25 protein-coding genes and 1 pseudogene are annotated in these 26388 nt (G+C 72.5%); 15 read left to right on the top strand and 11 right to left on the bottom strand.

The window, feature by feature from the left end; all coding sequences use genetic code 11:
* Window positions 1-15: 15 nt before the first annotated feature.
* Together ACZ4VI_RS03000 and ACZ4VI_RS02995 are read left to right on the top strand one after the other, a co-directional pair.
* The gene (locus ACZ4VI_RS03000; protein WP_467996031.1) at window positions 16-672 is read left to right on the top strand and encodes a UdgX family uracil-DNA binding protein; all 657 of its coding nucleotides are present in this window, start codon (window positions 16-18) and stop codon (window positions 670-672) included.
* 98 nt (window positions 673-770) lie between these two features.
* Window positions 771-1772 (top strand): SDR family oxidoreductase, encoded by a 1002-nt coding sequence (locus ACZ4VI_RS02995; protein WP_467996277.1) that lies wholly within the window; start codon window positions 771-773, stop codon window positions 1770-1772.
* A 28-nt stretch (window positions 1773-1800) separates the two neighbouring features.
* Here ACZ4VI_RS02995 and ACZ4VI_RS02990 read toward each other — a convergent pair whose 3' ends face one another.
* Both ACZ4VI_RS02990 and ACZ4VI_RS02985 read right to left on the bottom strand, forming a co-directional pair.
* Window positions 1801-2148, bottom strand: a complete 348-nt coding sequence (locus tag ACZ4VI_RS02990) for a glycoside hydrolase family 15 protein (protein ID WP_467996030.1) — start codon at window positions 2146-2148, stop codon at window positions 1801-1803.
* The gene (locus ACZ4VI_RS02985; RefSeq protein WP_467996028.1) at window positions 2085-3554 is read right to left on the bottom strand and encodes a glycoside hydrolase family 15 protein; all 1470 of its coding nucleotides are present in this window, start codon (window positions 3552-3554) and stop codon (window positions 2085-2087) included. Before ACZ4VI_RS02985 ends, ACZ4VI_RS02990 begins: the two co-directional genes overlap by 64 nt.
* Window positions 3555-3717: 163 nt before the next feature.
* Here ACZ4VI_RS02985 and ACZ4VI_RS02980 point away from each other — a divergent pair, with 163 nt between their 5' ends.
* From ACZ4VI_RS02980 to ACZ4VI_RS02950, 7 genes are all read left to right on the top strand, one after another.
* Entirely contained in the window at window positions 3718-4182 is a 465-nt protein-coding gene (locus ACZ4VI_RS02980) for a hypothetical protein (protein ID WP_467996027.1), read from the top strand.
* On the top strand, window positions 4179-4553 hold the full coding sequence (locus ACZ4VI_RS02975) for a monovalent cation/H+ antiporter complex subunit F (RefSeq protein WP_467996026.1): 375 nt from the start codon (window positions 4179-4181) through the stop codon (window positions 4551-4553). Before ACZ4VI_RS02980 ends, ACZ4VI_RS02975 begins: the two co-directional genes overlap by 4 nt.
* A complete protein-coding gene (locus tag ACZ4VI_RS02970; protein WP_467996024.1) occupies window positions 4537-4863 on the top strand; it encodes a monovalent cation/H(+) antiporter subunit G in 327 nt (108 codons plus the stop codon). Before ACZ4VI_RS02975 ends, ACZ4VI_RS02970 begins: the two co-directional genes overlap by 17 nt.
* Window positions 4860-5141: a hydrogenase subunit MbhD domain-containing protein gene (locus ACZ4VI_RS02965; protein WP_467996022.1), complete on the top strand. Its 282-nt coding sequence runs from the start codon at window positions 4860-4862 to the stop codon at window positions 5139-5141. Before ACZ4VI_RS02970 ends, ACZ4VI_RS02965 begins: the two co-directional genes overlap by 4 nt.
* A complete protein-coding gene (locus tag ACZ4VI_RS02960; protein WP_467996020.1) occupies window positions 5138-5866 on the top strand; it encodes an MnhB domain-containing protein in 729 nt (242 codons plus the stop codon). Before ACZ4VI_RS02965 ends, ACZ4VI_RS02960 begins: the two co-directional genes overlap by 4 nt.
* A complete protein-coding gene (locus ACZ4VI_RS02955; protein WP_467996019.1) occupies window positions 5863-6237 on the top strand; it encodes an NADH-quinone oxidoreductase subunit K in 375 nt (124 codons plus the stop codon). Before ACZ4VI_RS02960 ends, ACZ4VI_RS02955 begins: the two co-directional genes overlap by 4 nt.
* A gap of 76 nt (window positions 6238-6313) precedes the next feature.
* Window positions 6314-8131, top strand: coding sequence for a complex I subunit 5 family protein (locus ACZ4VI_RS02950; RefSeq protein WP_467996275.1), 1818 nt, complete (start codon window positions 6314-6316; stop codon window positions 8129-8131).
* 22 nt (window positions 8132-8153) lie between these two features.
* On the opposite strand, the gene ACZ4VI_RS02945 is transcribed toward ACZ4VI_RS02950, so the two are convergent.
* The 7 genes and pseudogenes from ACZ4VI_RS02945 to ACZ4VI_RS02915 form a co-directional block, all read right to left on the bottom strand.
* The gene (locus tag ACZ4VI_RS02945) at window positions 8154-9263 is read right to left on the bottom strand and encodes an enolase C-terminal domain-like protein (RefSeq protein ID WP_467996017.1); all 1110 of its coding nucleotides are present in this window, start codon (window positions 9261-9263) and stop codon (window positions 8154-8156) included.
* The gene (locus tag ACZ4VI_RS02940; RefSeq protein WP_467996016.1) at window positions 9260-10624 is read right to left on the bottom strand and encodes a GMC family oxidoreductase; all 1365 of its coding nucleotides are present in this window, start codon (window positions 10622-10624) and stop codon (window positions 9260-9262) included. The genes ACZ4VI_RS02945 and ACZ4VI_RS02940 overlap by 4 nt, the downstream gene beginning before the upstream one ends.
* 22 nt (window positions 10625-10646) lie before the next feature.
* Window positions 10647-10817, bottom strand: a pseudogene (locus ACZ4VI_RS02935) (lycopene cyclase family protein); the annotation flags it as partial.
* 122 nt (window positions 10818-10939) lie between these two features.
* The gene (locus ACZ4VI_RS02930; RefSeq protein WP_467996014.1) at window positions 10940-11560 is read right to left on the bottom strand and encodes a gluconate 2-dehydrogenase subunit 3 family protein; all 621 of its coding nucleotides are present in this window, start codon (window positions 11558-11560) and stop codon (window positions 10940-10942) included.
* A complete protein-coding gene (locus tag ACZ4VI_RS02925) occupies window positions 11557-11991 on the bottom strand; it encodes a hypothetical protein (protein ID WP_467996012.1) in 435 nt (144 codons plus the stop codon). The genes ACZ4VI_RS02930 and ACZ4VI_RS02925 overlap by 4 nt, the downstream gene beginning before the upstream one ends.
* A gap of 7 nt (window positions 11992-11998) precedes the next feature.
* Window positions 11999-13807, bottom strand: a complete 1809-nt coding sequence (locus ACZ4VI_RS02920; RefSeq protein WP_467996010.1) for a thiamine pyrophosphate-requiring protein — start codon at window positions 13805-13807, stop codon at window positions 11999-12001.
* A gap of 11 nt (window positions 13808-13818) precedes the next feature.
* On the bottom strand, window positions 13819-14784 hold the full coding sequence (locus ACZ4VI_RS02915; protein WP_467996008.1) for a TIGR03557 family F420-dependent LLM class oxidoreductase: 966 nt from the start codon (window positions 14782-14784) through the stop codon (window positions 13819-13821).
* A 157-nt stretch (window positions 14785-14941) separates the two neighbouring features.
* Between ACZ4VI_RS02915 and ACZ4VI_RS02910 the strand changes: the two genes are divergently transcribed.
* Both ACZ4VI_RS02910 and nhaA read left to right on the top strand, forming a co-directional pair.
* The gene (locus ACZ4VI_RS02910) at window positions 14942-15118 is read left to right on the top strand and encodes a CsbD family protein (RefSeq protein ID WP_467996006.1); all 177 of its coding nucleotides are present in this window, start codon (window positions 14942-14944) and stop codon (window positions 15116-15118) included.
* A gap of 227 nt (window positions 15119-15345) precedes the next feature.
* A complete protein-coding gene (gene nhaA, locus ACZ4VI_RS02905) occupies window positions 15346-16653 on the top strand; it encodes a Na+/H+ antiporter NhaA (protein ID WP_467996004.1) in 1308 nt (435 codons plus the stop codon).
* Between the two features lie 36 nt (window positions 16654-16689).
* Here nhaA and ACZ4VI_RS02900 read toward each other — a convergent pair whose 3' ends face one another.
* Both ACZ4VI_RS02900 and ACZ4VI_RS02895 read right to left on the bottom strand, forming a co-directional pair.
* Window positions 16690-20109, bottom strand: a complete 3420-nt coding sequence (locus ACZ4VI_RS02900) for a S8/S53 family peptidase (protein WP_467996003.1) — start codon at window positions 20107-20109, stop codon at window positions 16690-16692.
* Window positions 20110-20144: 35 nt separating this feature from the next.
* Window positions 20145-22241, bottom strand: coding sequence for a M14 family zinc carboxypeptidase (locus tag ACZ4VI_RS02895; RefSeq protein WP_467996001.1), 2097 nt, complete (start codon window positions 22239-22241; stop codon window positions 20145-20147).
* 193 nt (window positions 22242-22434) lie between these two features.
* Between ACZ4VI_RS02895 and ACZ4VI_RS02890 the strand changes: the two genes are divergently transcribed.
* The 4 genes from ACZ4VI_RS02890 to ACZ4VI_RS02875 all read left to right on the top strand — a co-directional run bounded on the left by ACZ4VI_RS02890 (window position 22435) and on the right by ACZ4VI_RS02875 (window position 26386).
* Window positions 22435-23502: a lytic transglycosylase domain-containing protein gene (locus ACZ4VI_RS02890; RefSeq protein ID WP_467996000.1), complete on the top strand. Its 1068-nt coding sequence runs from the start codon at window positions 22435-22437 to the stop codon at window positions 23500-23502.
* 60 nt (window positions 23503-23562) lie between these two features.
* Window positions 23563-24588 (top strand): RNA polymerase sigma factor, encoded by a 1026-nt coding sequence (locus ACZ4VI_RS02885; RefSeq protein WP_467995998.1) that lies wholly within the window; start codon window positions 23563-23565, stop codon window positions 24586-24588.
* Between the two features lie 98 nt (window positions 24589-24686).
* Complete coding sequence (locus ACZ4VI_RS02880; protein WP_467995996.1) at window positions 24687-25619, top strand: ABC transporter ATP-binding protein; 933 nt, start codon at window positions 24687-24689, stop codon at window positions 25617-25619.
* A complete protein-coding gene (locus ACZ4VI_RS02875) occupies window positions 25616-26386 on the top strand; it encodes an MlaE family ABC transporter permease (protein ID WP_467995995.1) in 771 nt (256 codons plus the stop codon). Before ACZ4VI_RS02880 ends, ACZ4VI_RS02875 begins: the two co-directional genes overlap by 4 nt.
* Window positions 26387-26388: the final 2 nt, after the last annotated feature.

Raw genomic sequence — 26388 nt, 5'->3', positions numbered from 1 at the left:
CCGGGGAGGTGCGGGATGCCCGGCAGCAGCGCGGACGGATCCGCTCCGGAACCGTACGACGCCACGCCGTACCTGCCGAGCCGCGGCGGGCTACCGGCGCACGAGCGGGCCGCCGCCGAATGCCGCGGCTGCCCCCTCCACCGGGACGCGACGAGAACCGTCTTCGGACGGGGCGCCTCGGACGCGCGGGTGATGCTCGTCGGTGAGCAACCCGGTGATCAGGAGGACCGTGAGGGCGCGCCCTTCGTGGGGCCCGCCGGCCGGCTGCTCTTCCGAGCCCTGCGCGAAGCGGGGATCGACGAGAAGGACCTCTACGTCACCAATGCTGTCAAGCACTTCAAGTTCACTCGCGACGAGACCCGGAAACGCCGCATCCACAAGGCGCCCACCATGCGAGAGACCCTCGCCTGCCGCCCCTGGCTGATGGCGGAACTGCGTCTTGTCTCGCCCGAGTTGGTGATCGTCCTGGGGGCCACGGCCGGCCGGGCCATGCTCGGCCCGTCGTTCCGTGTCGGCGCCGACCGTGGAGTGCCGCGGCCGTTGCCCGGCGCCGAGGACGGAACGCGCGTGCTCGCGACCGTTCACCCCTCGGCCGTGTTGCGCGCCACGGACCGCAAGGCCGCGTACGCGGGCCTCCTCGCCGACCTCCGCACCGCGGCCGAGGCCCTCTGACATCCCCGCCGGTGATGACCATGGTGACATCCGACGCCGTATCCCGCCTGGAGGGCCGGCTGGTCGCCTGGGCCCGGCGGGGGAGAGGTTCGTCCCTGGTGGGCCGCACCGTCGTCGTCACGGGAGCGAGCGCCGGCGTGGGACGCGCGACGGCCCGGGCCTTCGGAGAGCAAGGGGCGCGCGTCGCGCTCCTCGCTCGCGGACGCGTCGGTCTCGAGGCCGCGGCGGCCGAGGTCGAGCGGGCGGGCGGCCAGGCCCTCGTGGTACCCGTTGACATGGCGCGGCCCAGCCGCGTGGAGGACGCCGCCGCGTGGGTGGAGGAGACGCTCGGGCCCATCGACGTATGGGTGAACAACGCGTTCACCTCGCTGTTCGCCCCCTTCCTCGATGTCGCCGAGGACGAATACGCCCGGGTGACCGAAGTGACGTATCTCGGCTGCGTCAACGGAACACGCGCCGCCCTGCGCCGCATGCTGCCCCGGAACTCCGGCGCGGTCGTCCAGGTCGGTTCGGCGCTCGGCGAGGTGTCCGTGCCGCTCCAGTCGGCCTACTGCGGGGCCAAGCACGCGATCAACGGCTTCACCGCCTCCGTACGGCTCGAACTCCTGCACCGGCACAGCGACGTGGCCGTCACGGTGGTCCAGCTCCCCGCCCTGAACACCCCGCAGTTCTCGTGGGCTCTCTCCCGTCTGCCGTACCGCCCACGGCCGGTGGCCCCGGTCTACCAGCCCGAGGTGGCCGCCAGAGCCGTCGTACACGCCGCCCGCCACCCCCGCCGCAAGGAGTACCGGGTGGGAGCCTCGACCGTCGCCACCGTCCTGGCGGGCCGGGCCGCTCCCGCGCTCGTGGACCGCTACCTCGCCCGCACCGGATACGACGCCCAGCAGACCGACGTGCCCGCGGAGGCGGAGCTGCCGCACAACCTCTGGGAGGCCCTGGACGGCCCCGGTGGCCGTGATCACGGGGCGCACGGTGTCTTCGACACCGAGGCCGCCGGGCATTCCCCCTACGCCGCTCTGGCCCGCCATCCCGCCCTGGTCGGAGCCGCTGTGGGCGCCGCCGGGCTGGCGGTCGGGGTGCTGCGCCGACGGGCGGAGTGACCCCACCCGGCGACCCCACGGGGGTCACTCAGTCGGTGCGAAGGCGTGCCGCGTTCTCCAGGAGCAGGGCGTGGACGAACGCCTGGGGAAGGTTGCCGCGCAGCTGACGCTGGGTGACGTCGTACTCCTCCGTGAACAGCCCCGCGGACCCCGCTGCCGTGCGGGTCCGCTCGAACCAGCGGGCGGCTGCCACCGGACGGCCCTCCGCGCGACAGGCCGAGGCCATCAGGAACCCGCACATCAGGAACGCCCCCTCGGTCTCCCCGAGGGGTGCTCCGTCCCGGCGGTAGCGGTACACGAAACCGTCCTGCGTCAGATCCCGTTCGACCGCCTCACGGGTCCGGGACAGCGAGGGATCACCCCGCGGCCACGACATCGACGTGAGGGGCCGCAGCAGCGCCGCATCCGGTGCCGGATCCGTGGAAGAGCGCTGCCAGGCCCCCGAACGCCCATGCACCGACGCTCCGTCTCCCGCAGCATGTTCGCGGCGAGCTCCGACCAACGGCCCGCCGAGGGACCCGCGATGTCCCGGGCGGCGGCCCGGAGACCGGTGACAGCGGCCAGGCGGGAGTGGGTCCACCAGGCGGGCTCCAGTTCCCACAGCCCCGCGTCCGGGCGCTGCCAGTTCTCCTCCAGCGCCGCCGCCGCGAGGGAGGCGGCGCGAACGCCGTCGTCGTCGATCCGGTCCTGACGAGCGGCGGCCGCAAGCAGTTCCAGGACCTCCCCGAAGGTGTCGAGCTGGAACTGGCGCCCGGCGCGGTTGCCGATCCGGTCGGCCGCCCCCGGGTAGCCGCTCAGGGGCAGGCGCCGCTCCGGCGGCACGGGACGGCCGTCGGTCCGGTACGCGGGCCTCAGGTGGGGCCCGTCCGCCAGGACGCGCTCGGTGACCACACGCACCGCGTCGTCCGTGAGGCGGTGCGGTCCGTGCGCGGCGACGGCGAGACCCGTGTAGCACTGGTCGCGCAGCCAGGCGTAGCGGTAGTCGTAGTCCCGTCGCGCGCCCGCGTGTTCGGGCAGGGAGGTCGTGGCGGCAGCGACCATGGCCCCGGTCCTCGGGTGGGTGAGGCCGGTGAGGACGGCATAGGCCTGCCGGACGTCCCGTACCGCCGTGACATCGCGGCAGTCGGGCACGGCGGATGCCCAGTACTCCTCGGTGCGCCGCCATGCGGGATCCGGGTCCACCGGACGTCCCAGCGGCCGGTCGGAGAGTTCGAGGACGAGGTCGTGCGTGGCGCCCTCGGGAACCGTCACCGAGGAGAGCAGTCCGCCCTCCTGCGCGGTACGCGCCGCTCCGGCGCCCCGCAGCCGCATACGAAGGCGCCGTCCGGATCCCGCCCAGAGCCCCGCATCGGTCCGCCGCAGCGTGAGCGGAGGGCCGGTGCCGTAGTCGTCCCGCGCCATCAGGCGTACGGACATCCGCGCCGTCCCGGACAGCGCGCGGATCCGCCGCAGCAGGACCACTCGGTGTTCCTCGGCCGGGGCGGCAAGTGCCTCCTGGCACTCGACCACACCGTCCGACACGACCCAGCGGCATCTCCAGATCAGCGAGCCCTCCACGTACGAGCCGCCGGAGACCGTCCACGCCTCTTCGGGGCAGACCGCGAACGCCCCTCTTCCGCCGATCAGCTCGGCGAAGACCGCCGGATCGTCCCAGGCCGGGACACAGAGCCACACCACGTCGCCGCGGGGGCCCACCAGCGCGCCGCGCTCCCCGTCGGCCAGGAACTGGTAGTCCCCCAGGGGCCGGGGGACATGGCCGGGGCGGGCTGGTGCGGGAGGCACGGTGTCACCACCTCGTGACGTGTCACTCCGCGTCTACCCGTGCCGTTCGCCGCTACGCCGGTCCGGTGACGGGAGGCCCGCGCCACGGCGCGTGGCGACGAGGAGCGTCGGGCCGGAGCGGTACACCTGGTCAGCGCACCAGCACGACGGCAGGGGAGGCGGAGTGGCACGGACGGCGGCGGAACTCGCGGCGTGGTGGGTGGCGGCGCTCGTCCTCCAGGTCCTGTGTGTCAGCACGCTGTCCTGGCCGGAACTCGCCGTCGCGGCGGCGGCCGCCCTGCTCGCCGCCGTCGCCGCGCGTGCCGTGCGGATCGCCGCGGAGGCCCGTACGGGAGGGTCGGCCGGGCTGCCGCTCGCACTGCTCCACTGGCCCGGGGCGCTGCTCCTCGACAGCTGGCGGCTCGCCCGGTCGGTCGGCCGGGTCCTGCGAGGGCGCCGGGTGACCGGCCGCTTCCGTACCGTCCGCTGGCGGGAAGGGACAGGAGCCGCGTGGGCGTGCGGGCTGCTGTCGGCCACACCCGGCGTGTACGTCGTCGACCTCGGCCCGGGGCCGACGGCCCTCGTGCACACCCTGCCCGGCGGCCCCACCGCGCTGGAAGAGGGCCTCACCACGGGAGGCCGCTCATGAGCGGCACCCCGGACGGTGGCGAGTGGAACGGGTGGCTGATCGCTCTGGGCGTCCTCCTCGTCCTCGGACTTCCCCCGCTGCTGCTCTCGGTCTCCCGGGGTGCGCCGGTGGACCGGCTGGCCGGACTCGGGCTCGCCGGCACGCTGGTCACCGTGGCGCTGTTGCTCGCCTCCCGAGGCTTCGCCCGTGACGCGTACACCGATCTGGCGCTCACGCTCGCCGTACTCGGCCCGGCGGGCGTGCTCGTCTTCGCCCGGTTCCTCGGCGGCCTCGCCCCGGACGCCTCGGACGCCTCCGACGCCTCCGACGCCGAGCAGGCCCCGGAGTCCCCGGAGCCCCCGGAGTCCCCGAGCCGTGAAGGGAGCCGCTGACATCGACGCCCGCACGTTCTGCGCCGCCGCCCTGCTCGTGGCCGGGACCGTGGTCCTGCTGCTCTCCGTCCTGGCGCTGTGCGTCCTGCCCCACCCCTACGCCCGGCTGCACGCGCTCGCCCCCGCCGGATCGCTCGGCGCTCCGCTGATCACGCTCGCGCTGGCGGTCGACAGCGGGCCTGGCCGCCAGGCGGCCAAACTCCTCGTCGTCGGCCTGCTGTTCGCCGTCGGAGGCACCCTCACCACACTGGCGGTGGGCCGGTCCACCGCCCAGCACGAGGCCCGGGTGGCCCGGGGCAACCCGCCGTGACCGCCGCCTGGCACCCCGTGGAGGTGCTGGCCGACATCACCGTCGTCCTGGTCGCCGTCGTCGCCACCGTGGCCGTCCGTACCGGCGACCCGGTGCGGCAGGCGCTCGTCCTGAGCATGCTCTCCCTCCTGCTCGCGCTGCTCTTCCTGCTGTTCCAGGCCCCTGACGTGGCCCTGTCGCAACTCGTCGTCGGGACCGCCGTGACTCCGCTGCTGATCCTGCTGACGGTACGGAAGATCAGGCGCCGCCGTCCGGAGCGATCGAAGGACCAGCGGTGAACCGCACCGTACGCGTCCGGCTGTTCTGGGGCGCCGCCGTCGTGCTCGCCGTCGGATTCACCGCGGCCGCCCTGCGGCTCCCACCTCTGGGCAGCCCCTTCCACCCCTACGCGGACCGTGCCGTCGCCGCCGCGCTCGGCCGCGACACCGCCAACGCCGTCGCCTCCGTCACCTTCGACCAGCGCGGATTCGACACTCTGGGTGAGGAGTTCGTGCTCTTCACGGCCCTCCTGGGAGCCATGCTGCTGCTGCGCAGGACGCGCGGCGAGCACGTCGTCAAGCCCCGCCCCGGCCGCGTCCTGCCCACGGTCCGGCTGACCGGCACCCTGCTGCTGCCCGTCGCCCTCGTCGTCGGCGTGTACGTCGTCGCGCACGGTCATCTGACGCCCGGCGGCGGCTTCCAGGGCGGCGTGGTCCTCGCCACCGGGCTGCACATGGCGTACCTCGCGGCCGACCACCGCGTCCTGGAGCGGGTGCGTCCCCGTGCCGTCCTCGACGTCGCCGACGCGATCGCCGCCGGGGCCTTCGCCGCGCTCGGCCTCGCCGGCCTCGCCCAGGCCGCCGCCTATCTGGAGAACGTCCTGCCCTGGGGCACCCTGGGCCAGCTCACCTCCGGCGGACTCGTGCCCGTGCTGAACGCGGTCGTCGGCGTCGAGGTCGGCTCCGCCTTCGTGGTCGTGCTCGCCGCCTTCATCGACCAGGCCCTGGAGACCGAGTCCTCATGACACCGCCCGACAGCCCGGACACCCCGCTCGCCGTCCTTCCGTACCTCGCCGCCGGCTGGATCTTCCTGGTCGGTGTGCACGGCCTGGTCACCAGCCGCAACGCGGTCCACGCGGTGGGGTGTCTCACCGTCGTCCAGTCCAGCACCTACGTGCTGCTCCTCGCCGTCGGATACCGCCGCGGCGGCACGGCACCGTACTTCACGGAGGTCCCGCCCGGCACACCCGTCGTGGACCCCGTCGCCCACGCCCTGGCGCTGACCGACGTCGTGGTCGGGGCGGCGATCGGCGCACTGCTCCTCGCCCTCGTCCTCCAGACCGCGAAACGCCACGGCACCGCCGACCCCGACGCCCTGACCGGCCTCAAGGGCTGACCGACAGGACCCCCGTGACCCCGACAGGACCCCCGTGACCACGCCCGACCTCCTGCCGCTCGCCGTCGCCTGCCCGATGCTCGGCGCGACGTTCCTGGCCGTCCTCGGCCGGTGGCTGCCGCGGACCGGCACCGACGCCCTCGCGACCGCCTGGGCCACCGGTCAACTGGCCCTGACGGTCGCGCTGTGGATGCGTACCGGCGACGGCCGCACCGTGTCATGGGTGGGCGGCTGGACTCCGGTCGACGGCCGTTCGGTCGGCATCGTGCTCGCCGCGGACCGGATCGGGGCCGGGTTCGCGGCGCTCACGGCGGGGCTCGTCCTCGCCGCCCTGTGCTACTCCTGGCGGTACTTCGACGAGCCCGAGAGCAAGGGAGAGCACGGCGGAGGTTTTCCCGCGCTCCTCCTGCTCTTCGAGGCCGGCGGGGGCGGATTCGCCCTCACCGGCGACCTGTTCAACGCCTTCGTCTTCTTCTCGCTGATGGGTGTCGCCGCGTATGCCCTCACCGGATACCGGATCGAGGAGCCGAGACCCCTCCAGGGAGCCCTCACCTTCGCGGTCACCGGTTCGCTCGCCGGATACTGCGCACTCCTTGGCATCGGTCTCGTCTACGCCCGTACCGGCGAACTCGCCTTCGCCCGCATCGGCGAGGAGCTGGCCCGCCGGCCCGCCGACATCGTGGTGGCGGTCGCGTTCGCGCTGATCGCCGGCGCGATGCTGGTCAAAGCCGCGGTCGTACCGTTCCACTTCTGGCTTCCGGACGCGCACGCCGAGGCACCGACGCCGGTGTGCATGCTGCTGTCCGGGGTGATGGTGGAGCTGGGCCTGTACGGACTCCTGCGCATCCACGGAAGCGTGTTCTCCGGGGCCGGCGGGATTCCGGACGAGGTCTTCCGCGCCGTGTTCCTCACCGTCGGCGCCCTGACGGCCGTCATGGGAGCGGTGCTGTGCTGGCAGCAGCGGCACCTCAAGCGGATGCTCGCCTTCTCCACCGTCGGGCATGTGGGGCTCTTCCTGTGCGGTCTCGCGCTGCTGACCCCGGAGGGGACCGCCGGAACAGCGCTGTACGTGGCCGGTCACGCGGGGGCCAAGTCCGCGCTCTTCGGCCTGACGGGCGTCCTGCTCGACCGGCACGCCTCGGTCGACGAGCACGGGCTGTACGGGCGCGCCCGCGATCTGCCGTTCGTGGGAGTGCTGTTCGCGCTGGGAGGCCTTGCGCTCGCCGGGCTGCCGCCCTTCGGGACGGGTCTGGGCAAGGCGATCGTCGAACACGCCGCGGCGTCCGGAGCCGGCTGGCTCGTGCCGCTGGTCGTCGTCGTTCCGGCGGTCACGGCGGCCGCCGTGCTGCGCAGTGCGGCCAGGGTGTTCGCGGGATGGGGGACCCAGCCGAGGCGGCACGCCGGTCCGGAGACGACGGGCACGGGCGAGGAACCGGAGGTGACGGACCCGCGGCGCGGGGTGCCGCGGCCCATGGTCGTGGTGCCCGCCGTGCTGCTCGCCGGCTGCCTGGCCATCGGACTTGTGCCGGGTCTCGGACGCCAACTCGCCGCGGCCGCCGTACTGTTCGGCGATCCGGTCGGCTACGCGGCCTCGGTGAGCGGACGGCCCGCCGGGACCGTTGCCGGGCTGCCGCCCGAGACCGGCTGGACGGTGACCGGGGTGGTGCTGGGCCTGCTCTCTGCGGGGCTCGCGGTGGGTGTCGCGGCGGCGGCCCTGTGGGGACCGCTCATCGGCGGCCAGGCTGCCCGGAGCGTACGAGATGGGCTGGGAGTGCTCACCCGTCGGCTCGTCGTGCCGCTCCGGCGCCTGCATTCCGGGCACATCGGGGACTACGTGGCCTGGCTGGCGGCCGGCCTGGCCGGTCTTCTGGCCGTGATCGCGCTGCGGATCTGAGTCGCATCCGTAATCCCCGGTCTCAGCTCACCCGGTACGTCTCCGCGGCCCTGTGGCGGAGCGCGACGCCCAGGCCGGGAGCACCGGAGGCGCCGGGCCGCACCGTGCCCCCGCCGGGGTCGAGCAGGCCGTCGCCCTCGAACAGCAGCGGCTCAAGCAGGGCATGGTCGTGGAACCACTCGATGTGCCGCAACGCCGGTACACAGGCCGCCGGATGTGCGTGGACGTGCGGGGCGCAGTGCGCCGAGAGGCCCAGACCGAGCGTCTGTGCCAGCGCGGCGACCCGGAGCCATTCCGTGATGCCGCCGCAGCGGGTCGCGTCCGCCTGGAGGCAGTCCACCGCCCCGGCCGCCGTCATCCGCGCGAAGTACGGCAGGTCGTAGCCGTACTCCCCGGCCGCGACATCGCACTCCAGGCGGTCGCGCAGCAGGCGCAGACCGGCGAGATCGTCCGAGGACACGGGCTCTTCGAACCACAGCACGGCGTGCTCCACGAGCTGACGCCCGATCCGCAGGGCGCTCTTCCTGTCGTACGCCCCGTTCGCGTCCACGTACAGCTCCGCGTCCGGGCCGACGACGGCGCGGGCGCGACGGACCCGGGCGAGGTCGCGGCCCTGCGCCCGGCCCCTGTCCTGACCGATCTTGATCTTCACGCGGGGGATGTGCACCCCGTGCACCCAGGAGTCGAGGTGCGCGGTCAGCCGCTCGTCCGACTCCCCGACGAACCCGCCGCTGGCGTACACCGGAACGTCCTCCCGCACGGTCCCGAGCACGGCGGCCAGCGGCAGGCCGAGCAGCCGCGCCTTGAGGTCCCACAGCGCGATGTCGACAGCCGAAATGGCGCACGACGCGACCCCGGGACGGCCCGCGTTGCGCACGGCCCGGCACATCGACAGGTGCAGGCCCGGCAGGGCGAACACGTCTCCGCCCGTCACCACGGGCTCCAGGAGTTCCCGGACGAATGCCGCCGTCGCGGCGGGCGCGTAGGTCCAGCCCGTGCCGACGAGCCCGCCCCCGTGTGCCTCCACCACCACGGTCGTGGTCGAGTCCCAGGCGAACGTGCCGTCCGCCTCCGGGACCTCCGTGGGGACCGTGTAGGCGGAGACGTCGATCCGCTCGACCGGCACGCTCATGGCGATCCCCGCCCCACGGACACCGACGGGCTCCGCAGCCCCTTGCGTGCCCCGGCGATCAGCAGCCGGGCGGCCCGGTCGGCGAGCGCCATGACGGTCAGCGCGGGATTGGCACCGCCCTGCGTCGGCAGCACGCTGCCGTCGGTCACCAGGAGGTTGGGGACGGCGAAGGTGCGCAGGGAGGCGTCGACCACGCCGTGCTCCGGCCGCTGCGCCATCCGGCAGCCGCCCACCAGATGGGCGTACCGCTCCACCGTGATCAGCTCGCGTGCCCCGGCCGCGGTGAGGATGTCCTCCATGGTGCGGGTGGCCGCCTCCATCAGAAGGTCGTCGTTGGGGCCCCTGCTGTGGGTGAAGCGGGGGATCGGAAGGCCGTACGCGTCGGTCTGCGGGTCCAGCGTGACCCGGTTGCCGGACCGCGGCAGGAACTCGCACAGGGCCCCGAGGGTGGCCCAGTACGGGTACGAGCGCATGCGCTCCCGCAGGTCCGCGCCCCAGTGCCCGTCGGCGGCCATGAGCTCGGCGAAGACCACCGGCAGCGGTGAGACCGTCTGCACCGTGAAGCCACGCCGATAGGGCCGTGCCGGGTCCGTCTCGTAGAAGGCCTCCGTCGTGACCTCGGGCGGCGGCCCCTTGTACATCCGGATCTCGTCGTCGAACCGGCCCGCGACCTGGGGCGCGCCCTGCACCATCACATATCTGCCCACCTGGTCGTAGGCATTGCACAGACCCGAGTTCAGGAGCAGCCGGGGCGACTCGATCGCGTACCCCGCGACGGCCACGGCACGCGCCCGCTGCACGTGTTCAATCCCCCGGCGGACGTAGCGCACGCCGGTGGCGCGTCCGTCACGCGTCTCGACATGGGTCACCATGCTGTCCGCGCGGATCTCCGCCCCATGCGCGAGGGCGTCGGGAACGTGCGTGATCAGCGGGCTGGCCTTGGCGCCGACGGTGCAGCCCTGGAGGCAGAACCCCCGGTAGACGCAGTGCGGGCGCGCCCCGAACCGCCCGTTGGTGATGGCGACCGGGCCGATCCGGGCCTCGATGCCGAGAGCCGCACAGCCCTCCAGCATCATCTGGCCGTTGCCGCTCACCGGGTGCGGCCCGTGAGGGTACGTGTGGGGATCGCCCCAGGGCCAGTACTGACCGGCCACGGGCAGCTCCTGTTCCAGACGGGCGTAGAACGGAGCCAGATCGGCGTACGAGATCGGCCAGTCGACGCCCACGCCGTCCCGTGACCGGGTGCGGAAGTCGGAGGGGTGCAGCCGTGGCGCGTAACCGGCGAAGTGCACCATCGAACCGCCCACACCCCGGCCGGAGTTGTTGGCCGCCAGCGGGACCGGGTCGGCGCCGTCCACCACCCGGGGATCGGTCCAGCTTCCGCGCGCCCTCCTCGTCGCTCACCCAGTCCCGGCCCGGCTCCCAGAAGGGCCCGGCCTCCAGGCAGACCACCCGCCAGCCCGCGCGGGCCAGGCGCTGGGTGAGGACCGCGCCGCCCGCACCGCAGCCGACCACCACGAGATCGACCTCGTCGCCGTCCTCGAAGTGCCGCATCTGCGAGCGTAGTTCGGCGAGCGGCGGCAGCCAGGCCGACGCGTTGCGGGCGCGTACGGCGCTCTGCGGGCGCGCGGTCTCGCGCAGCGTCCCGCCGGCCGCCCGCAGGGCCTGTCCGAGCGTCATGGGGGCGGCTCCTCCCAGGACTCGCGCAGGCCACGCCCCAGGCGTACATAGCCGCGCGGGTAGGCCGGCCCGCCGAACCCCGTCTCGTCCCAGGCCAGCGGATGCGCGTAGTAGGCGGCGCACGCGTAACGCGTCCACAGTTCCCAGACATGTCCTGGCGGCAGGCCGCGCCAGCGGGCCGCCGTGTTCCCGTACGAGCGAATGGCGTCGAGCAGCCGGTACCGGTCACCGGTGCCCAGGCGGCCGAAACCCGTACCCTCGTGGCGCAGCCGTGCCTCGGCGTCCAGTGCGGCGAGGGAGAGGCGCCATGCCGCCCCGTCCTCCGGCATGTCGGTGTGCCGCCAGCCGTCCGTGTCCCCGTCGGTCAGCCTCAGGTCGACCAGACGCAGCACCGGGACCCGGCCGGGAGTGTGCGCCTGACCGACGAGCAGGTCGAGCAGCGGCCCCGCGACGGCCTGCTCGACGACGGTGAAGAACCGGCAGGGCGGGGGAGTCAGCCGGGCCCGCACCACATCCAGGGTCACCGCGTCCCAGGCGGACGCCTGCCGCATCACCCGCGGTTCGCGGTCTGCGGATCTCTTCGCGCCCGCTGATCTCGTCGCGTCCGCGAACCTCATCGTTCCCGCCTCGATGCCGCCGCGAGCAGACCGAGCGCGCCGACGCCGCTCACCATGAGCGGGGCGAACAGCGGCGGCCCGAGTTCGATGTTGCAGCGGGCCATCCGCCAGCCGCCCGGCTTGGCGGCGATCCCGCGCACATGCAGATACATGCCCTGCAGCCCGTTCGCCACGAGCGCGGCCGAGACGACCGGGAGGAAGGTCCGGGCCGCGCGCCCGTTCACGTACCCGGCGATGCCCGCGGCAAGCCCGGGAGGACCAAGGAGGACGGGCCACCACATGACCCGGTTGCCGAAGGCCGCCCGGTCGTGCTCGAACCAGATCTCCGCCGCCACGAGCGCGGCCCCGGCGCCCGTGGCCAGGGACAGCATCCGCTGGATCCGTCCCTCGCCCACGTTCCGTACCGTGCGCGCCAGAGCCGAACGGACCATGACCGTCTCACCGCCCGCCTTCGCCGCGGTGGGACCGGGGCAGAAGCTCCTGCACCTTCGCCTTCAGGCCCTGTGCGACCACATGGACGCGGCCGCCGTCGCCGTGGGCCAGGGACGCCAGCGTCGCCTCGATCTGCTCCCAGGTGGAGTGGGGCGGGATCGGCGGTACGGCCGGGTCGGTACGGAAGTCGAGCACCGTCGGCCCTTCGGCGGAGAGCGCGGTCCGCCAGGCGCCCTCGACGTCGTCCGGCCGCATGACGCGGATGCCGTCCATGCCCAGCGAGCGCGCGAAGTCCGCGTACCCCACATCGGGAATCGACTGCGAGGGCTCGAACGGAGGCGTGCCCGCCATGGCCCGCATCTCCCAGCTCACCTGGTTGAGATCGTGGTTGTTCCACACCGCGACCACCAGCCGGGGATCGGTCCACTCAGCGGCGTACTTCACCACCGTCACCAGTTCCGCGAGCCCGTTCATCTGCATGGCGCCGTCGCCGACCAGGGCGATCGCGGGCCGGTCGGGATGGGCGAACTTGGCGCCGATCGCGTACGGGACACCGCTGCCCATCGTGGCCAGCGTCCCGGACAGCGAGCCGCGCATGGTTCCTCGGAACGTCAGATGACGGGCGTACCAGTTGGCGACCGAACCGGCGTCGCACGTGATCATCGCATTGTCGGGCAGCAGGGGGTCGAGTGCGTGCGCCACGAACTCGGGGTTGACGGGATCGGCGTCGAGCGCGGCTCGCCGCTCCATGACCGTCCGCCACCGGCGCACCCCGTCCGCCGTCGTCTCCTGCCAGGACCGGTCCTCCTTGCGATGAAGCAGGGGAAGGAGCCTGCGCAGGGTGAGGGCGGCGTCCCCGACGAGATTGACCTCGTACGGGTAGCGCAGACCGACCATGTGGGGATCGATGTCGATCTGCACGGCCCGTGCCTGCCCATAGGGCGGCAGGAACTCGGAGTACGGGAAGTTGGATCCCACCGTCAGGAGGGTGTCGCAGTCGCGCATCAGCTCGTACGAGGGACGTGTACCGAGAAGTCCGATCGACCCCGTCACGTACGGGAGCTCGTCACTCAGCGCGTCCTTGCCGAGCAGGGCCTTCGCGACGCCGGCGCCGAGCAGTTCGGCCGTCTCCGCCACTTCCCGGCGGGCACCGGCCGCGCCCTGCCCGATCAGCATCGCCACCCGGCGTCCCTCGTCGAGGAGTTCGGCGGCCCGGGCGAGGGCACGGTCGTCGGGCACGGGCGTCCAGCCGCTCGCGTCCAGGCTGGACGGGACCATCTGGTGGGCGTGTTCGGGTGGGGAGTACTCCAGCTCCTGCACATCGGCCGGTACGACGACGGCGGTCGGTGCCCGGCGAGCGTACGCGGTGCGCATGGCCCGGTCCACGACGTTCGGCACCTGCTCGGGCACGTTGACGGTCTCCAGGTAGTCGGCGGCCACGTCCTTGAACAGGGAGTGCAGGTCGACCTCCTGCTGGTACGAGCCGCCCATCGCGCTGCGGCTCGTCTGGCCGACGAGGGCGACCACCGGCACATGGTCCAGCTTGGCGTCGTACAGCCCGTTCAGGAGATGGACGGCACCGGGGCCCGAGGTCGCCACGCACACGCCGACGCGTCCCGAGAACTTGGCGTACCCGACGGCCTCGAACGCGGCCATCTCCTCGTGCCGCGCCTGGATGAAACGAGGGTCGTCGCCGGCCCGCGCCCACGCGGTCAGCAACCCGTTGATCCCGTCCCCGGGGTAGCCGAAGACATGACGGACGCCCCACGCGCGCAGCTGCTCCAGGATCCGCTCGCCGACGGTCTCCTTACTCATGAGAACTCGGCTCATGAGAACTCGCCTCCGTCCATCAGCGGCAGCACCTTGTCGCGGTAGAAGTCGAAGAAGCCGCGCTGGTCCGGGCCGATCTGGGCGACGTGGACGCGGTCGAAGCCCGCGTCGACGAACGCGCGAAGCCATGCCGCGTGCAGCTCGGGGTCCGGCCCGCAGGGAACGTTCTCGGCCACCCTCTCCTCGGTGACCAGCTCCGACACCTGCTCGAAGTGGCGTGGGCTGGGAAGGATCTGCCCGAGCTCGCCGGGCAGATGCTCCATCGACCACAGCCGGTGGGCGGTGCGGACGGCGTCCTGGCGCTCCGGAGCCCAGCAGACCTTGGTGGCGGCGTACGCGGGCCGGGCGGGGTTCTTGCCCCGGAACCGTTTGATCAGCTCCGGGTCGGGCGAGGTGGTGATGAGTCCGTCGGCGATCCGGGACGCGAGAGCGGTCGCCTTCGGGGCGAAGGCCGAGATGTCGATGGGGGGCGGTGTCTCGGGAAGGGTGTAGATCCGGGCGTTCTCCACCGTGTAGTGGGGGCCACGGTGGGTGACCTCCTTGCCGGTCAGCAGCTTCCGGATGATCTCCACCGCCTCCTCGAGCATGTCGAGGCGGACGTCGGCGGGCGGCCAGGTGTCGCCCAGGATGTGCTCGTTGAGAGCTTCGCCCGAGCCGAGGCCCAGCCGGAACCGGCCCTGCAGCATCACCTGACAGGTGGCTGCGGCCTGCGCGATCACCGCCGGGTGGATCCGTACCGTGGGACACGTGACGGCGGTCTCGACGGGCAGCCCGCTCGTCTGTGACAGGGCTCCGATCACGGGCCACACGAAGGGACTGTGCCCTTGCCGGTCCGTCCACGGATGGAAATGGTCGGAGATCCAGAGCGACCGGAACCCCGAGTCCTCCGCCATCCGCGCCTGATCGATCAGGTCGGCGGGAGGGAAGTCCTCGCAGGAGAGGAAGTAACCGAACTCGGTCATGACGCCTCCACGACGTGCGGGTCGTCGATCGCCTCGATCGGTCCGACTCGGCGCGTGCCCGGGGCCCGCGCCGGGAAACGTCATGGCGGGGGCCGGGGCATGCCGGGGGCCATACGGGGTATTCGCCGAGTCGCACGCACCCTGAAAGGACGACGTCATGGGTAAGGCGAAGGCCAAGATCGAACAGCTGAAGGGCAAGGCGAAGGAACGCATGGGCGGCGCCACGGAACACCGCTCCATGGAAGCCGAGGGACGCCGCGAGAAGACCGTCGGAAAGATCAGGGAGGCGGCCGGGGAGACGGTGGAACGGATCAAGAAGGTTCGTGGAAAGTAGTCACTGGCATGACAAGCCGGCCCCCGTGGCGCAGGACCCAGCGCCACGGGGGCCGGCACTCTCTTGACCTGCGGGGATAACCGGCCCGCACGACGCCTGGTGAGACCCCCGGCCCACCCGATAGGGTGTTAAGAACGCATCAACATGATGCTGGTGTGCCGGGAAGTCTGGTCGGCGTCCGAGGGGCCTGCGTGCCCACCTGTCGACATGCCCCGGAGGCCCTCCCCATGACCCAGGCACGCCCTCGCAAGGTCCTTCTCGGACTGCTGCCCTGGCCCGAACGCCAGGCCGTCACCGAGGCCCTGCGCACGGAGACCGTCGGCGGACTCGTCCTGCTCACCGCCGCCGTGGTCGCGCTGGCGTGGGCGAACAGCCCCTGGAGCGAGGCGTACGAGTCCGTACGGGACTTCCACTTCGGCATTCCCGCCCTGGGCCTGGACCTGTCGGTCGGGCACTGGACGGCCGACGGCCTCCTCGCGATCTTCTTCCTGGTGGCGGGCATCGAGCTGAAACGCGAGCTCGTCGTCGGCGAACTGCGCACCCCCGCCACGGCTGCCCTGCCCGTGATCGCTGCCCTGTGCGGCATGGCCGTACCCGCCGCCCTCTACACCCTCACCGCCGCGGCGGGCGGCGGGAGCCTCGACGGCTGGGCCGTCCCGATGGCCACCGACATCGCCTTCGCCCTCGCCGTCCTCGCGGTGATCAGCACCCATCTGCCCGCGGCCCTGCGGGCGTTCCTGCTCACCCTCGCCGTCGTCGACGACCTCGGCGCCATCCTCATCGTCGCCGTCTTCTTCACCTCGGACCTCAACTTCTGGGCGCTGGGCGGGGCGTTCGCCAGTCTGGTCCTCTTCTACGCTCTCCAGCGCTTCCGGGTACGCGGCTGGTGGTGGTACGTGCCCCTCGCCATCACCACCTGGGCGCTGATGTACAACTCCGGTGTCCACGCCACCGTCGCCGGCGTCGCCATGGGCCTCATCCTGCGCACCACCCGCGACAAGGGCGAAGCCGCCTCGCCGGGCGCGCGCGTCTCGCACCTCGTCCACCCCGTCTCGGCGGGCGTCGTCGTCCCTCTCTTCGCGGTCTTCGCCGCCGGCGTCGGCATCTCGGGCCCCGCCCTGACCCATGTGTTCACCGACCCCGAACCCCTCGGCGTCGTCATCGGCCTCGTCGTCGGCAAGATCCTCGGCATCTTCCTCGGCACGTATCTCGCGGCCCGCTTCACACGTGCGGTGCTCAACCCCGACCTCGCCTGGGCCGACGTGCTCGGGCTCGCGACACTCGCGGGGATCGGCTTCACCGTCGCCCTCCTCATCGGTGAACTCGCCTTCCCCGACCCGGCCACAGCCGAGCACATCAAGGCCGCCGTCCTCGTCGGCTCGCTCATTGCCGCGGTCCTCGCCGCTGTCCTCCTGCGCCGCCGCAACCGCATCTACCGGCGTCTGTGGGAGGAGGAGGAGCGCGACGAGGACGCGGACGGCATCCCCGACATCTACCAGGTCGGTGCCCCTCCCGGCACGGCCGACAGGGGGTAGGGGCTGCGGGGTCCGCCGTGCTCGGACCCCGCCGCCTTACCTGAACCGGGCGCGTGCGGTGTCCCGCGCCGTCTCGGTGCCGCGTTCCACCAGGCGTACGACGAGCGTCCTGTGGCCCTTGCCGTACGCCGATGTGGTCAGCCCGAACGACCAGTCGTCCAGGCCCGTGGCCGGGCGCCAGGCAGCCGGGTCCGGCCGGGCGTTGCGGTCGACCACCTGCCATTCGACGCGCGCGTCCGGCAGTACGCGGAACGTGGTCCGTACGACCTCGGACGGCGTGCCGTCGCGCATCGCGCGGGCATAGAGGGAGTGTTCGCCGGCGCCGAGCCGGCCGAGCTCGGCCCGCCAGGTACGGGAGGCGTCGTCCAGCGTCGCCGAGAGCGGCGAGCCGAAGGACGGGTCGTCCACCGACACCTGTACCCGACGGGTCTCCGGGCGGCCGTCGGCTCCCAGGTCGGGGAAGGCGAAGCCGCCGCCGGCGACGACGGGTTCGGCTGCGTCGAGCTGCGCGCCCTGCGCCGGGGAGGTGACCGTGACGCCGAACTCCAGGCCGGTCGGGGGCAGTTGCGCCGGTTCGAGCAGCACGCGGGAGGCGTGGGCCGTCTCGTAACCGATGTCCATCAGAGCCGTGTTGTCGAACAGGACGTGGAGTGCGGGATGTTCGCCCGTGAAGGCCGGGCGCGTGGTGGTGAAGTCGACGGTGAACTTCGTCCAGCCGCTCCCGGTGACCGCCTGCGTCGGGGCCTGTCCGCGGCCGATCTCCCGGTCGGTGGCCTGGAGCAACACGGTGGGCGTCACGACGGCCGCCGGGGTGCGCGAGCGCAGATACAGCTCGGCGCGCACCCGCGAGCCGGCCGGGAGCGGCTCACCGAGCGCCTCCTCCGCCGGGTATGCCGCGACCGGCAGATACGGCGCGGCCGAGGAGAGGGTGGCGGAGACCGGACACCCGTCCGGATCGCCCGCGCTGTCCGTGCGGTTCATCGTCCGGTCGCCGCCGCAGGCCGGGCGTTCGTGCAGGTACGACACCCAGGAGGCGGCGGACAGCGGGGTCGCTGCCGTGGTGTCCTCGGCCGTGGTGGTGTCCCTCGCCGTCAGCACCTTGCGCAGAGCCGAGAGCGAGCCGTCCAGCGTCAGTACGTCGTCCAGTCCCACCGTCACCCCCGACGGCAGCGGCGCCGGATCGGCCGTACCGTCGCCGTCCCGGTCGTAGCCGCCCCAGATGCCGTCCCGTACCGACCGGTCGGCGGCGAAGAAGTCGTCCTCGACCGGCCGCTCGGGCAGCAGCGCACGGCCGAGCAGGACGTCGACGGCCCGCCGGGAGGTCTCGGGCGTGGCCGCGCCGTAGCCCTCGAAGAGGACGTTCGCCGGGGTGTACGGCGCTCCGACCGGCCAGGAGGCCGACGGCAGGTTGTCCTCGCCGAGCGGGAAGGCGTTCTTCAGTACCGCCTCGCGGAGTTCGCCGCGGGTCAGCCGGCCGTCGTCGAGGTAGACGCTCTCGGGCACGGTCGAGCCCTCGGCCACGACCTGGCCGCCCTTCTGTCCGGCCCGCGGGTCGCCCACGGCCTCGCGTACGCGCTGGAGTGTCGTACCGAACACGCCGGCGGTGTACGGGGTCGCCGCCGACGTGCCGCTGAACTGGTCCTGGCAGTGGACGCCGGTGTGGCAGGCCGAGGGCAGGCTGCCGATGCCCCAGGACGACAGGTGGACGGGGATGCCGTCGCCGACGACCGCGCGCTGGTTGTCGCGGCGCAGCGCGCCGACGGTGATGTTCCAGTCCGGGCCCGTCTGGTCGGAGTGCCAGGTGGAGACGGGGACGTCGAAGGCGTTTCCGACGCCGTTGCCCGCGGCGAACAGCACCGTCTGGCCCCGTTCGACGGCCTTCTTGGTGACCTCCTCGCCGCGTACGACCGGGCCGACCGGCGCGCCGCCGACATAGCCGAAGGAGTGCGAGGTGATGTCGACCCAGGGGTAGGCCGTCGCGACGGTCTCGTCCAGGCCCTCGACCATGACCAGGAGGCAGGAGGGGCAGTAACCGTACCGGTTGCCGGCCGAGACCGACGCCGAGCCGGTGCCGTGGCCGTGGTCGTCCAGGACCGGATGGGCGCCGTCGACGGCCGCCGCGTACGCGCCGACGATCTTCGTGCCGGGGATCCAGTGCAGCGTTCCGGCGCGCACACGATCCGTCCAGAGGTCCTTGTCCTCGTCCGGCAGATAGCCCTTGCCGAGGGTGACGGGGATCGGCTGCGCGCTCGCGGGGTAGCCGGGGATGTACTCCGACGGGTGGCGAGTGAAGTTCCTGGTCAGCGCGAGGACATCGGGGTCAGGGTAGGTCTGGGCGGAGAATTCGAGGTGGTACGGGTTGATGCCGGTGTCGGCGATGCCGATCACCGTGACCGGCGGGCCGTCGTCGAGCCGGTCCGCGCCGCCCACCCGGACGGTCGTCGTCTCGCGCCGTTCAAGACCCTGGGCGTCGGTGGCCTTGAGCGTGACCAGGTGGCGCCCCTCGGGCAGTGAGGTGGTGAGCTCCGCGCCGGTGCCGTCGTCGAACTCCCCGTCGCCGTCGAGGTCCCAGGCCGAGCCGACGGGATCCGTGCCACCCGTGACCGTTCCGGCCAGCCGCTGCTCGGCGCCGGTCTCGAAGGTGTACGGACCACCCGCCCGGACGGACGGCCTCGGGTCGGCGGGGCGGGTGTGGGCGACGACCTCTGCGGTCACCTCGGCGGTCGCGGTCGCGTACTTGACCGCGACGACCTTCCAGGTCCCGGCGGTGGGGGAGGCGACCGAGGTCCGCTCCGGGTGGCCGCCGGTCTCCGAGCGTGCCACCACCTGACCGGTCGGGTCGGTGACCCGCAGGTCGTAGTCCTGGGCCGTGGTCGTCCACGCCAGCGTGACATCGAAGGACGCCACCCCCGCCGGCACGGTGAAGGGGAACTCCACCGCCTCGCCGGTCGGGAACAGGCCGGGCGTCGTGTCGGACTTCGTCTGTTTCAGCAGCTGGGCGGAGGTCTCCTCGGTCACGACGACCTTGACGGTGTCGGTGGTCTTCGTACCGCGCGCGTCGGTGACGGCGAGCAGCGTCTCGTACGTGCCCGGGGCGAGCCCGGTCGTGTCGAACTCCGTGCTCGCCGCGCCGGGTTCGACGATCCGGCCCTGCGGCGCCGACCAGGACCAGGTGTACGGGGCCGTGCCGCCGTAGGCCGCGCCGAGCAGGACGGCCTTGCCGCCCGCGACCACGAATCCGCTGTCACCCGCGTCGGCGACCAGTGGCTTCGGGGCGTCCGGGGCGGGCCCGCCCGGCCGGGCCGTGCCGGTGGCCGTCACCTCGCCGCTGAGCGGCTGCGGCACCGTACCGTCGACGACCTGCTGGCCGCCGACCGTGCCGATCGCGACATCGGCCCCCTCCGCTGCCGCGACGCCGGCACCGGCGCTGCTCGCGAGCGAGGTCACGAGGAGCACCGATCCCAGGAGAGCAAGTGACCTTGTAGCACGCATCAGTTGACCGTCCACTTCTGTGCGCAGCTCCGCAGGTCCGCCTTGACCTGCCCGCCCCGGTCGACGATGACCGGCAGTTGCTGGAGGACCTTGCCGTCCTTCTCGCAGGACAGCGTCCAGTTCTCGATGAGTCCGCCCACCTGTTCCTCCGTCGCGTCGAACAGTGAGGCCGTCAGCGTCCACGAGGGCGCCACCGACGCGAAGTTCTGCACCCGCAGGACGTAGGTGCCCTGTTCGGGGGCGGTCAGGAGCACCCGCTCCTTCTCGCCGACGGATCCGGCGGAGCCGCCCACCTCGGTGAGGCTGCCGTCGGCGTTCTTGCGGAGGACGAGGAGATCGAGGTCGTCCGGTGTGGGCCAGTCCAGCTTCACTTCGAGCACGTCGGCGGCCCGGTCGACGACGAACTCCCGGTCGGTGGCGGCCGTCGGCAGCGTCGTCCCGGTGAAGGTCGCCGACGTCAGCGGAGTGGAGGAGACGACCGTGTTCTGGCGTGCCTGGACGACAGGGCGGGTCGACGGGTTGACGTGCCAGGTGAACCTTCCGTCGGCACCGACCACCATCGTGGTCTCCAGGGTGTCCTGGATCGCACCGGACCAGGTCGGCGTCGCGAAGGTCTTCTTCAGCCGCAGGGTGGCCCCGGCCGGCGCCCTGCCGTCGATCACCGAGTGGTGTGCCGCGTCGGCGGCGTGCTCAAGGGCGAGGAGATACGCCTCCCGGTTGCCCTTTCCCGCGTACGCACCCGCGCCGAGGTACTCGTCGACGACCTTCGGGAACGGCGGATGGAACTCGTCGGGGCCGATCTCGAAGGTGTAGCCGAAGCCGCCGGTCGCGTTGTACGACCAGTCCTCCGTGGTGCCGGTGGTGTCGTACAGCTGCCAACTGTGCTGGCTGGTATAGCCGTTCTGCTCGGCCATCCGGTCGCCGAGGTCCTTGAGGCCCGCCTCGTCGGGCGCGTCACCGACCGGCCGTCCGTCGGGGCCGATGGTGTCGGGGGCGACGCCGTTCGGCCGAAGCACCAGGTTGGAGAAGGTGTGGTTGGTGATCAGGCCGGTCACCTGCCGTGTGCTCACCAGCTCGCGGATGTTCTGCGTCTCCGGCTCGGAGAACGGGCCGGCGCCCCGGTAGGTGGCCTGGACGGGCTCGGCGGCCGCGCCCGGACCGCCCCAGAAGCCGCCGTAGTTGCGGTTGGGGTCGACGCCCGCGCCGAATCCGCCCGGGCTGGAGACGAGTGCGCACTCGCCCGCGAGGGGTGCCTGGCCGTCCAGGATCCGGCAGTTCTTGCGCTTGTACGCGTTGCCGGGGGTGCCCAGGATCGACGCCGTACCGCCGCCGTCGGCCTCGCGCAGGTCGACCGCCTGCCCGTCGGTGACCGACTTCTCGAACCCGTCGACGTTCACCACCGGCACGACCAGGACCCGCGCCTTCTTCAGCAGGCCGGTGATCCGGGGGTCGGAGCCGTAGTTCTTCACCAGGTCGTGGGCGAACTCGATGGCGTGCTCGCCGGACGGCCACTCCCGGGCGTGGTGGACGCCCATCATGAGGAACACCGGCCGGCCGTCCGCCGCGGCCCGCACGTCATGTCCGATCTCCACCCCGTGAATCGCCTTGCCCTCAAGGCTCTTGTGGGGGAGGACGAAGGTTCTGGCGATGTCGGGCCGGAGCGCGGCGAGCCGCCGCAGGTCGTCCTCGTAGTCGGGGAGCGTACGGTACGTGTCGCGGCCGGACGGCAGCGGCGAGGTGTCGGTGGCGGCGGCGTAGGCGCTGTTCGCCGCGTTGTTCGCGGCCTCGCGGCGGGCGAGGTCGGGTATGCGTACGGTCCAGGTCAGACCGGCGGCGCGCAGCGTCTCGGCGTCGGCGGCCCGGTGCAGGACCACCTCGACGTAGTCGTGGCCCGCGTGTTCGGTCAGGTCGAGACCGAGTCCGGTCAGCAGATTCTTGGCGGCGCGGCTCGGCGTGTCAACGGTCACGAGCTGCACCGGGAAGACGTCGGCGCCGTCGGAGGCGTCGGCGGCACCGGCGGGCGGGGCGCCGAGGGCGGGGAGCAGGCCGACGCCGACGGCGGCCAGGAAGGTCAGAAGTCGGTAGGAAGCGGTCACTTGCCACTCTCCTGTCGAGGAATCGGCCAAGTGAGCCGGGAACGTAGCGGGTGTTCGATAGCCGCACAAGAGACTCCGGAATTATTCGATCCGAAACCAGAACCCGGGAAATTTCCGGCGATCGACGCGACGGACGCGCCCTCTCGCCCCGTAGAGCAGATGGCAGAAACGGGTGAGCGGGAGGGGACCGAGGATGGCCAGACGTTGGTCGGGGCGGATGCGCAGAGGTGTCCGGGGTACGGCGGTCGCGGCGGCGGCCATGGCGGCGCTGACCGGCTCACAGGCGCCGGGGCTCGTGGCGCGGACCGCCGGCGCCCAGGCCGGCACGGCACCCGAGGCGGAGACGCCGGGTGACGCGTACTACCTGACCGAGCTGCCCCCGCTGAGGGTCCACACCCCGACGGCGCCGGCCGCGGCTCGCTCCGTCCTCGTGGCCGACCGTGGGGCGCTGCCCGCCACGGTCTTCGCCGCGTACCGCCGGGCGGAGGAGGCGCTCGCGCGGAGCACCCCGCACTGCGGGCTGCGCTGGCAGCTGCTCGCGGCGATCGGGCAGGTGGAGTCCGGCCAGGCGCGGGGCGGGCGGGTGGACGCGGACGGGACGACGAACGCGCCCATCATCGGCCCGCAGCTCAACGGGCAGGGCTTCGCCCTGATCGGGGACACCGACGGCGGCGCGTACGACGGCGACCCGGCCTACGACCACGCCGTCGGCCCGATGCAGTTCATCCCGTCCACCTGGGCCCGATGGGGCTCGGACGGCAACGGCGACGGGAGAGCCGATCCCCACAACGTCCACGACGCGGCGCTCGCCGCCGGGCGCTATCTGTGCGCGGGGGGACGCGACCTGTCCCTGCGGCAGGACCTCGATCGCGCGATCCTCTCCTACAACCACTCCCGGGCGTACCTGAGCCTCGTCCTGTCCTGGTACGGCTACTTCCGCGACGGCCACCGGGTGGTGCCCGACATGAGCGGTACGGACTCCGGTACGGGCACGGGACCGGGCTCGCCCTCCGACGCCGAGCGGACCGAGCAGGGCGGCCCGCGGCCCCGTACCGGCGCGGCGCCCGAACGGACGGAACACCCGCCCACCGCGGCGCCCGAGCCGACGGCGAAGCCCTCACCGGAACCGAAGCCCACTCCGACACCGTCACCCACACCTGAACCGTCTTCGGTGCCCACGCCGAAGCCCCTGCCCTCCCTGGTCACCGGGCCTGTCGACCAGGTTCTTCCGGGTGCCGGGCAGCTCCCCGGCAACGGTTAGGACTCACTAGCGCGCCACCCCCTCCACAACACGGGGTACCCGCGGGTAACGTCCCGGCTCATGGCAAGGGAATTCCGTGACGACGCGGCCCACCTGCGATGGCAACGCATGTGGAGCCATCGCGAGCAGCTGCTCAAGGTGGCTCGCCGCAGGTCCATGAGCGCGGAGGACGCCGAGGACGCCGTCCAGGAGGCGATGGTGCGCGGCGCGCAGCAGACCCACCTGGACGACGAACGCCTCGGCGCATGGCTGACCACGGTGACCATGCGCCTGTGCGTCGACCGGTACCGGCAGGTCCACCGCGAGGCCGAGGTCGGCACCGCCCCGAAGCTCACCGTCCCCGGTCCCGTCCCCGTCGAGGAGGCGGTGTGCGACCGGGCGGAGGCCAGCTGGGTGGCGTTCCGGAGCCGGGAGCTGCCCGCCCGCCAGGCGGAGGCGCTCCGGCTGAAGGCGGAGGACCGGGACGTCGACCAGATCGCCCGGGAGATGGGGCTCAGCTACCAGGCCGTGGAGTCCCTGCTCGCCAGGGCCCGGCGTACGCTGCGCAACTCGCTGGCCGGCACGCTGGCCCTCGGCCTGTGGCTGATCGGGCGGGGACGGGACCAGGCGGGTCAGGCGGGCGCCCCGGCCCACGCACTCGCCGCGACATCGGCCGCGACGCTGGCGGTCGTGGGCCTGGCGGTCATCCCGTTCGCGTACGACGCGGACACGCCGCGGCCCGCTCGCCCGGCCGTGTCGGAGCCGGGGAAGGAGAACGCCGGTTACGACGTGCCGGCCCGCACCCCCTCCGTACGTCCGGCACGTCCGGCACCCCCAGCCGCTGAGGCGTCACCCACCGCCCTCCCGCCGTCGGTGTCGCCGTCGCCCTCGCTCGTCCCCGTGCCGCTGCCGGAGGTGGCCCTGCCGGAACCCGATGTCGAAGGCGTCCTGCCGGAGGCGTCGGCCCCGCTGCCGTCCCTGCCCCCCGCCCCCGCCGCGTCGGTGCCACCGCTCCCGGTCCCCGACACCGGCGCCGTACGGGACGCCGTACTGGACGCCCTGCCGGATGTCCCGGCCGACCTGCAGCACGCCCCCGTACACCCCTGATGTCCGCCGCGTAAAAAATCTTCGATTCTCCGCGACGGACCCGGCGCCCCTCCCCGTAGAGCAGATGTACGAGCTGCTCCCGCTGAAGGGTGAACCGGATGGGCGTCGAGATCTGTGTGGAAGGGCTGACCAAATCCTTCGGCCACCAGGTCATCTGGCAGGACGTGTCCCTCACACTGCCCGCCGGCGAGGTGTCCGTCATGCTCGGCCCCTCCGGCACCGGCAAGTCGGTGTTCCTGAAGACACTCGTGGGTCTGCTCAAGCCGGAACGGGGATCGATCCGGATCGCCGGGCAGGACATCACCAAGCTCCGTGAACACGACCTGTACGAGGTGCGCAAGCTCTTCGGTGTGCTGTTCCAGGACGGCGCCCTCTTCGGGTCGATGAACCTCTACGACAACATCGCCTTCCCACTGCGCGAACACACCCGCAAACCGGAGAGCGAGATCAGACGGATCGTCCTGGAGAAGATGGACATGGTCGGTCTGATCGGCGCCGAGGAGAAGCTGCCCGGCGAGATATCCGGCGGTATGCGCAAGCGGGCGGGCCTGGCGCGGGCGCTCGTGCTCGACCCGGAGATCATCCTCTTCGACGAGCCGGACTCCGGGCTCGACCCGGTGCGGGTGGCCTACCTCAACCAGCTGATCGTGGACCTGAACGCGCAGATCGACGCGACTTTCCTGATCGTTACCCACGACATCGCCTCGGCCCGCCAGGTCCCGGACAACATCGGGCTGCTCTTCCGCCGCGAGCTGGTGATGTTCGGCCCGCGCGAGCAGCTGCTCACCAGCGACGAGCCCGTCGTACGGCAGTTCCTCAACGGCCGGATGCAGGGACCGATCGGCATGGCGGAGGAGAAGGACGCCGCCCAGGTCGAGCAGGAGCTCGCCGGCCTGGACAACGGCGACGACACCATCCCCGCCATGACCCCGCGCCTGCTGCCCAGCCCCGGCATCACCCGCCCGCCCCGCTGGCAGGCGATCGCCGAACGCGAGACGAAGCTCCGGAAACCGGAGGTGGCGGACGCATGAGCCTCTCCCCGACAGGTGCCCTCCGGCACTCCGGCAGCCTCTTCGCCATGGCCCTCGACGTCCTGCGGACCATGCCCCGACGCCCCTTCCAGGTAAGGGAGTTCATCCAGCAGGCCTGGTTCATCGCGAGCGTCACCATCCTCCCCACCGCCCTCGTCTCCATCCCCTTCGGCGCCGTCATCGCGCTCCAGATCGGCGGCCTGACCCGGCAGCTCGGCGCCCAGTCGTTCTCCGGTGCCGCCTCCGTCCTCGCCGTCCTGCGCGAGGCGTCCCCCATCGTCACGGCCCTGCTCATCGCGGGGGCCGGCGGCACCGCGATCTGCGCCGACCTCGGGGCACGCAAGATCCGGGAGGAGATCGACGCCATGCAGGTGCTCGGCATCGACCCGATCCACCGGCTCGTCGTACCCCGGGTGCTCGCCACGATGCTCGTGGCCGTCCTGCTCAACGGCCTGGTCTCGGTCGTCGGCGTGGCCGGCGGCTACTTCTTCAACGTCGTCCTGCAGAACGGCACCCCCGGCGCCTATCTGGCCTCCTTCACCACCCTCGCCCAGCTGTCCGACCTGTGGGCGGCCGAACTGAAGGCACTCGTCTTCGGCGCCATCGCCGCGATCGTCGCCTCGTACAAGGGTCTGACCGCCAAGGGCGGACCGAAGGGCGTCGGCGACGCCGTGAACCAGTCCGTGGTCATCACCTTCATGTTGCTGTTCGTGACGAACTTCGTACTGACGGCGGTGTACTTCCAAATCGTCCCGCAGAGAGGTTAGTT

It is taken from the genome of Streptomyces sp. NPDC029169, assembly GCF_055563935.1.
Note: the sequence above shows the minus strand (reverse complement) of the source record. Positions and strands in the feature narration are given on the sequence as shown.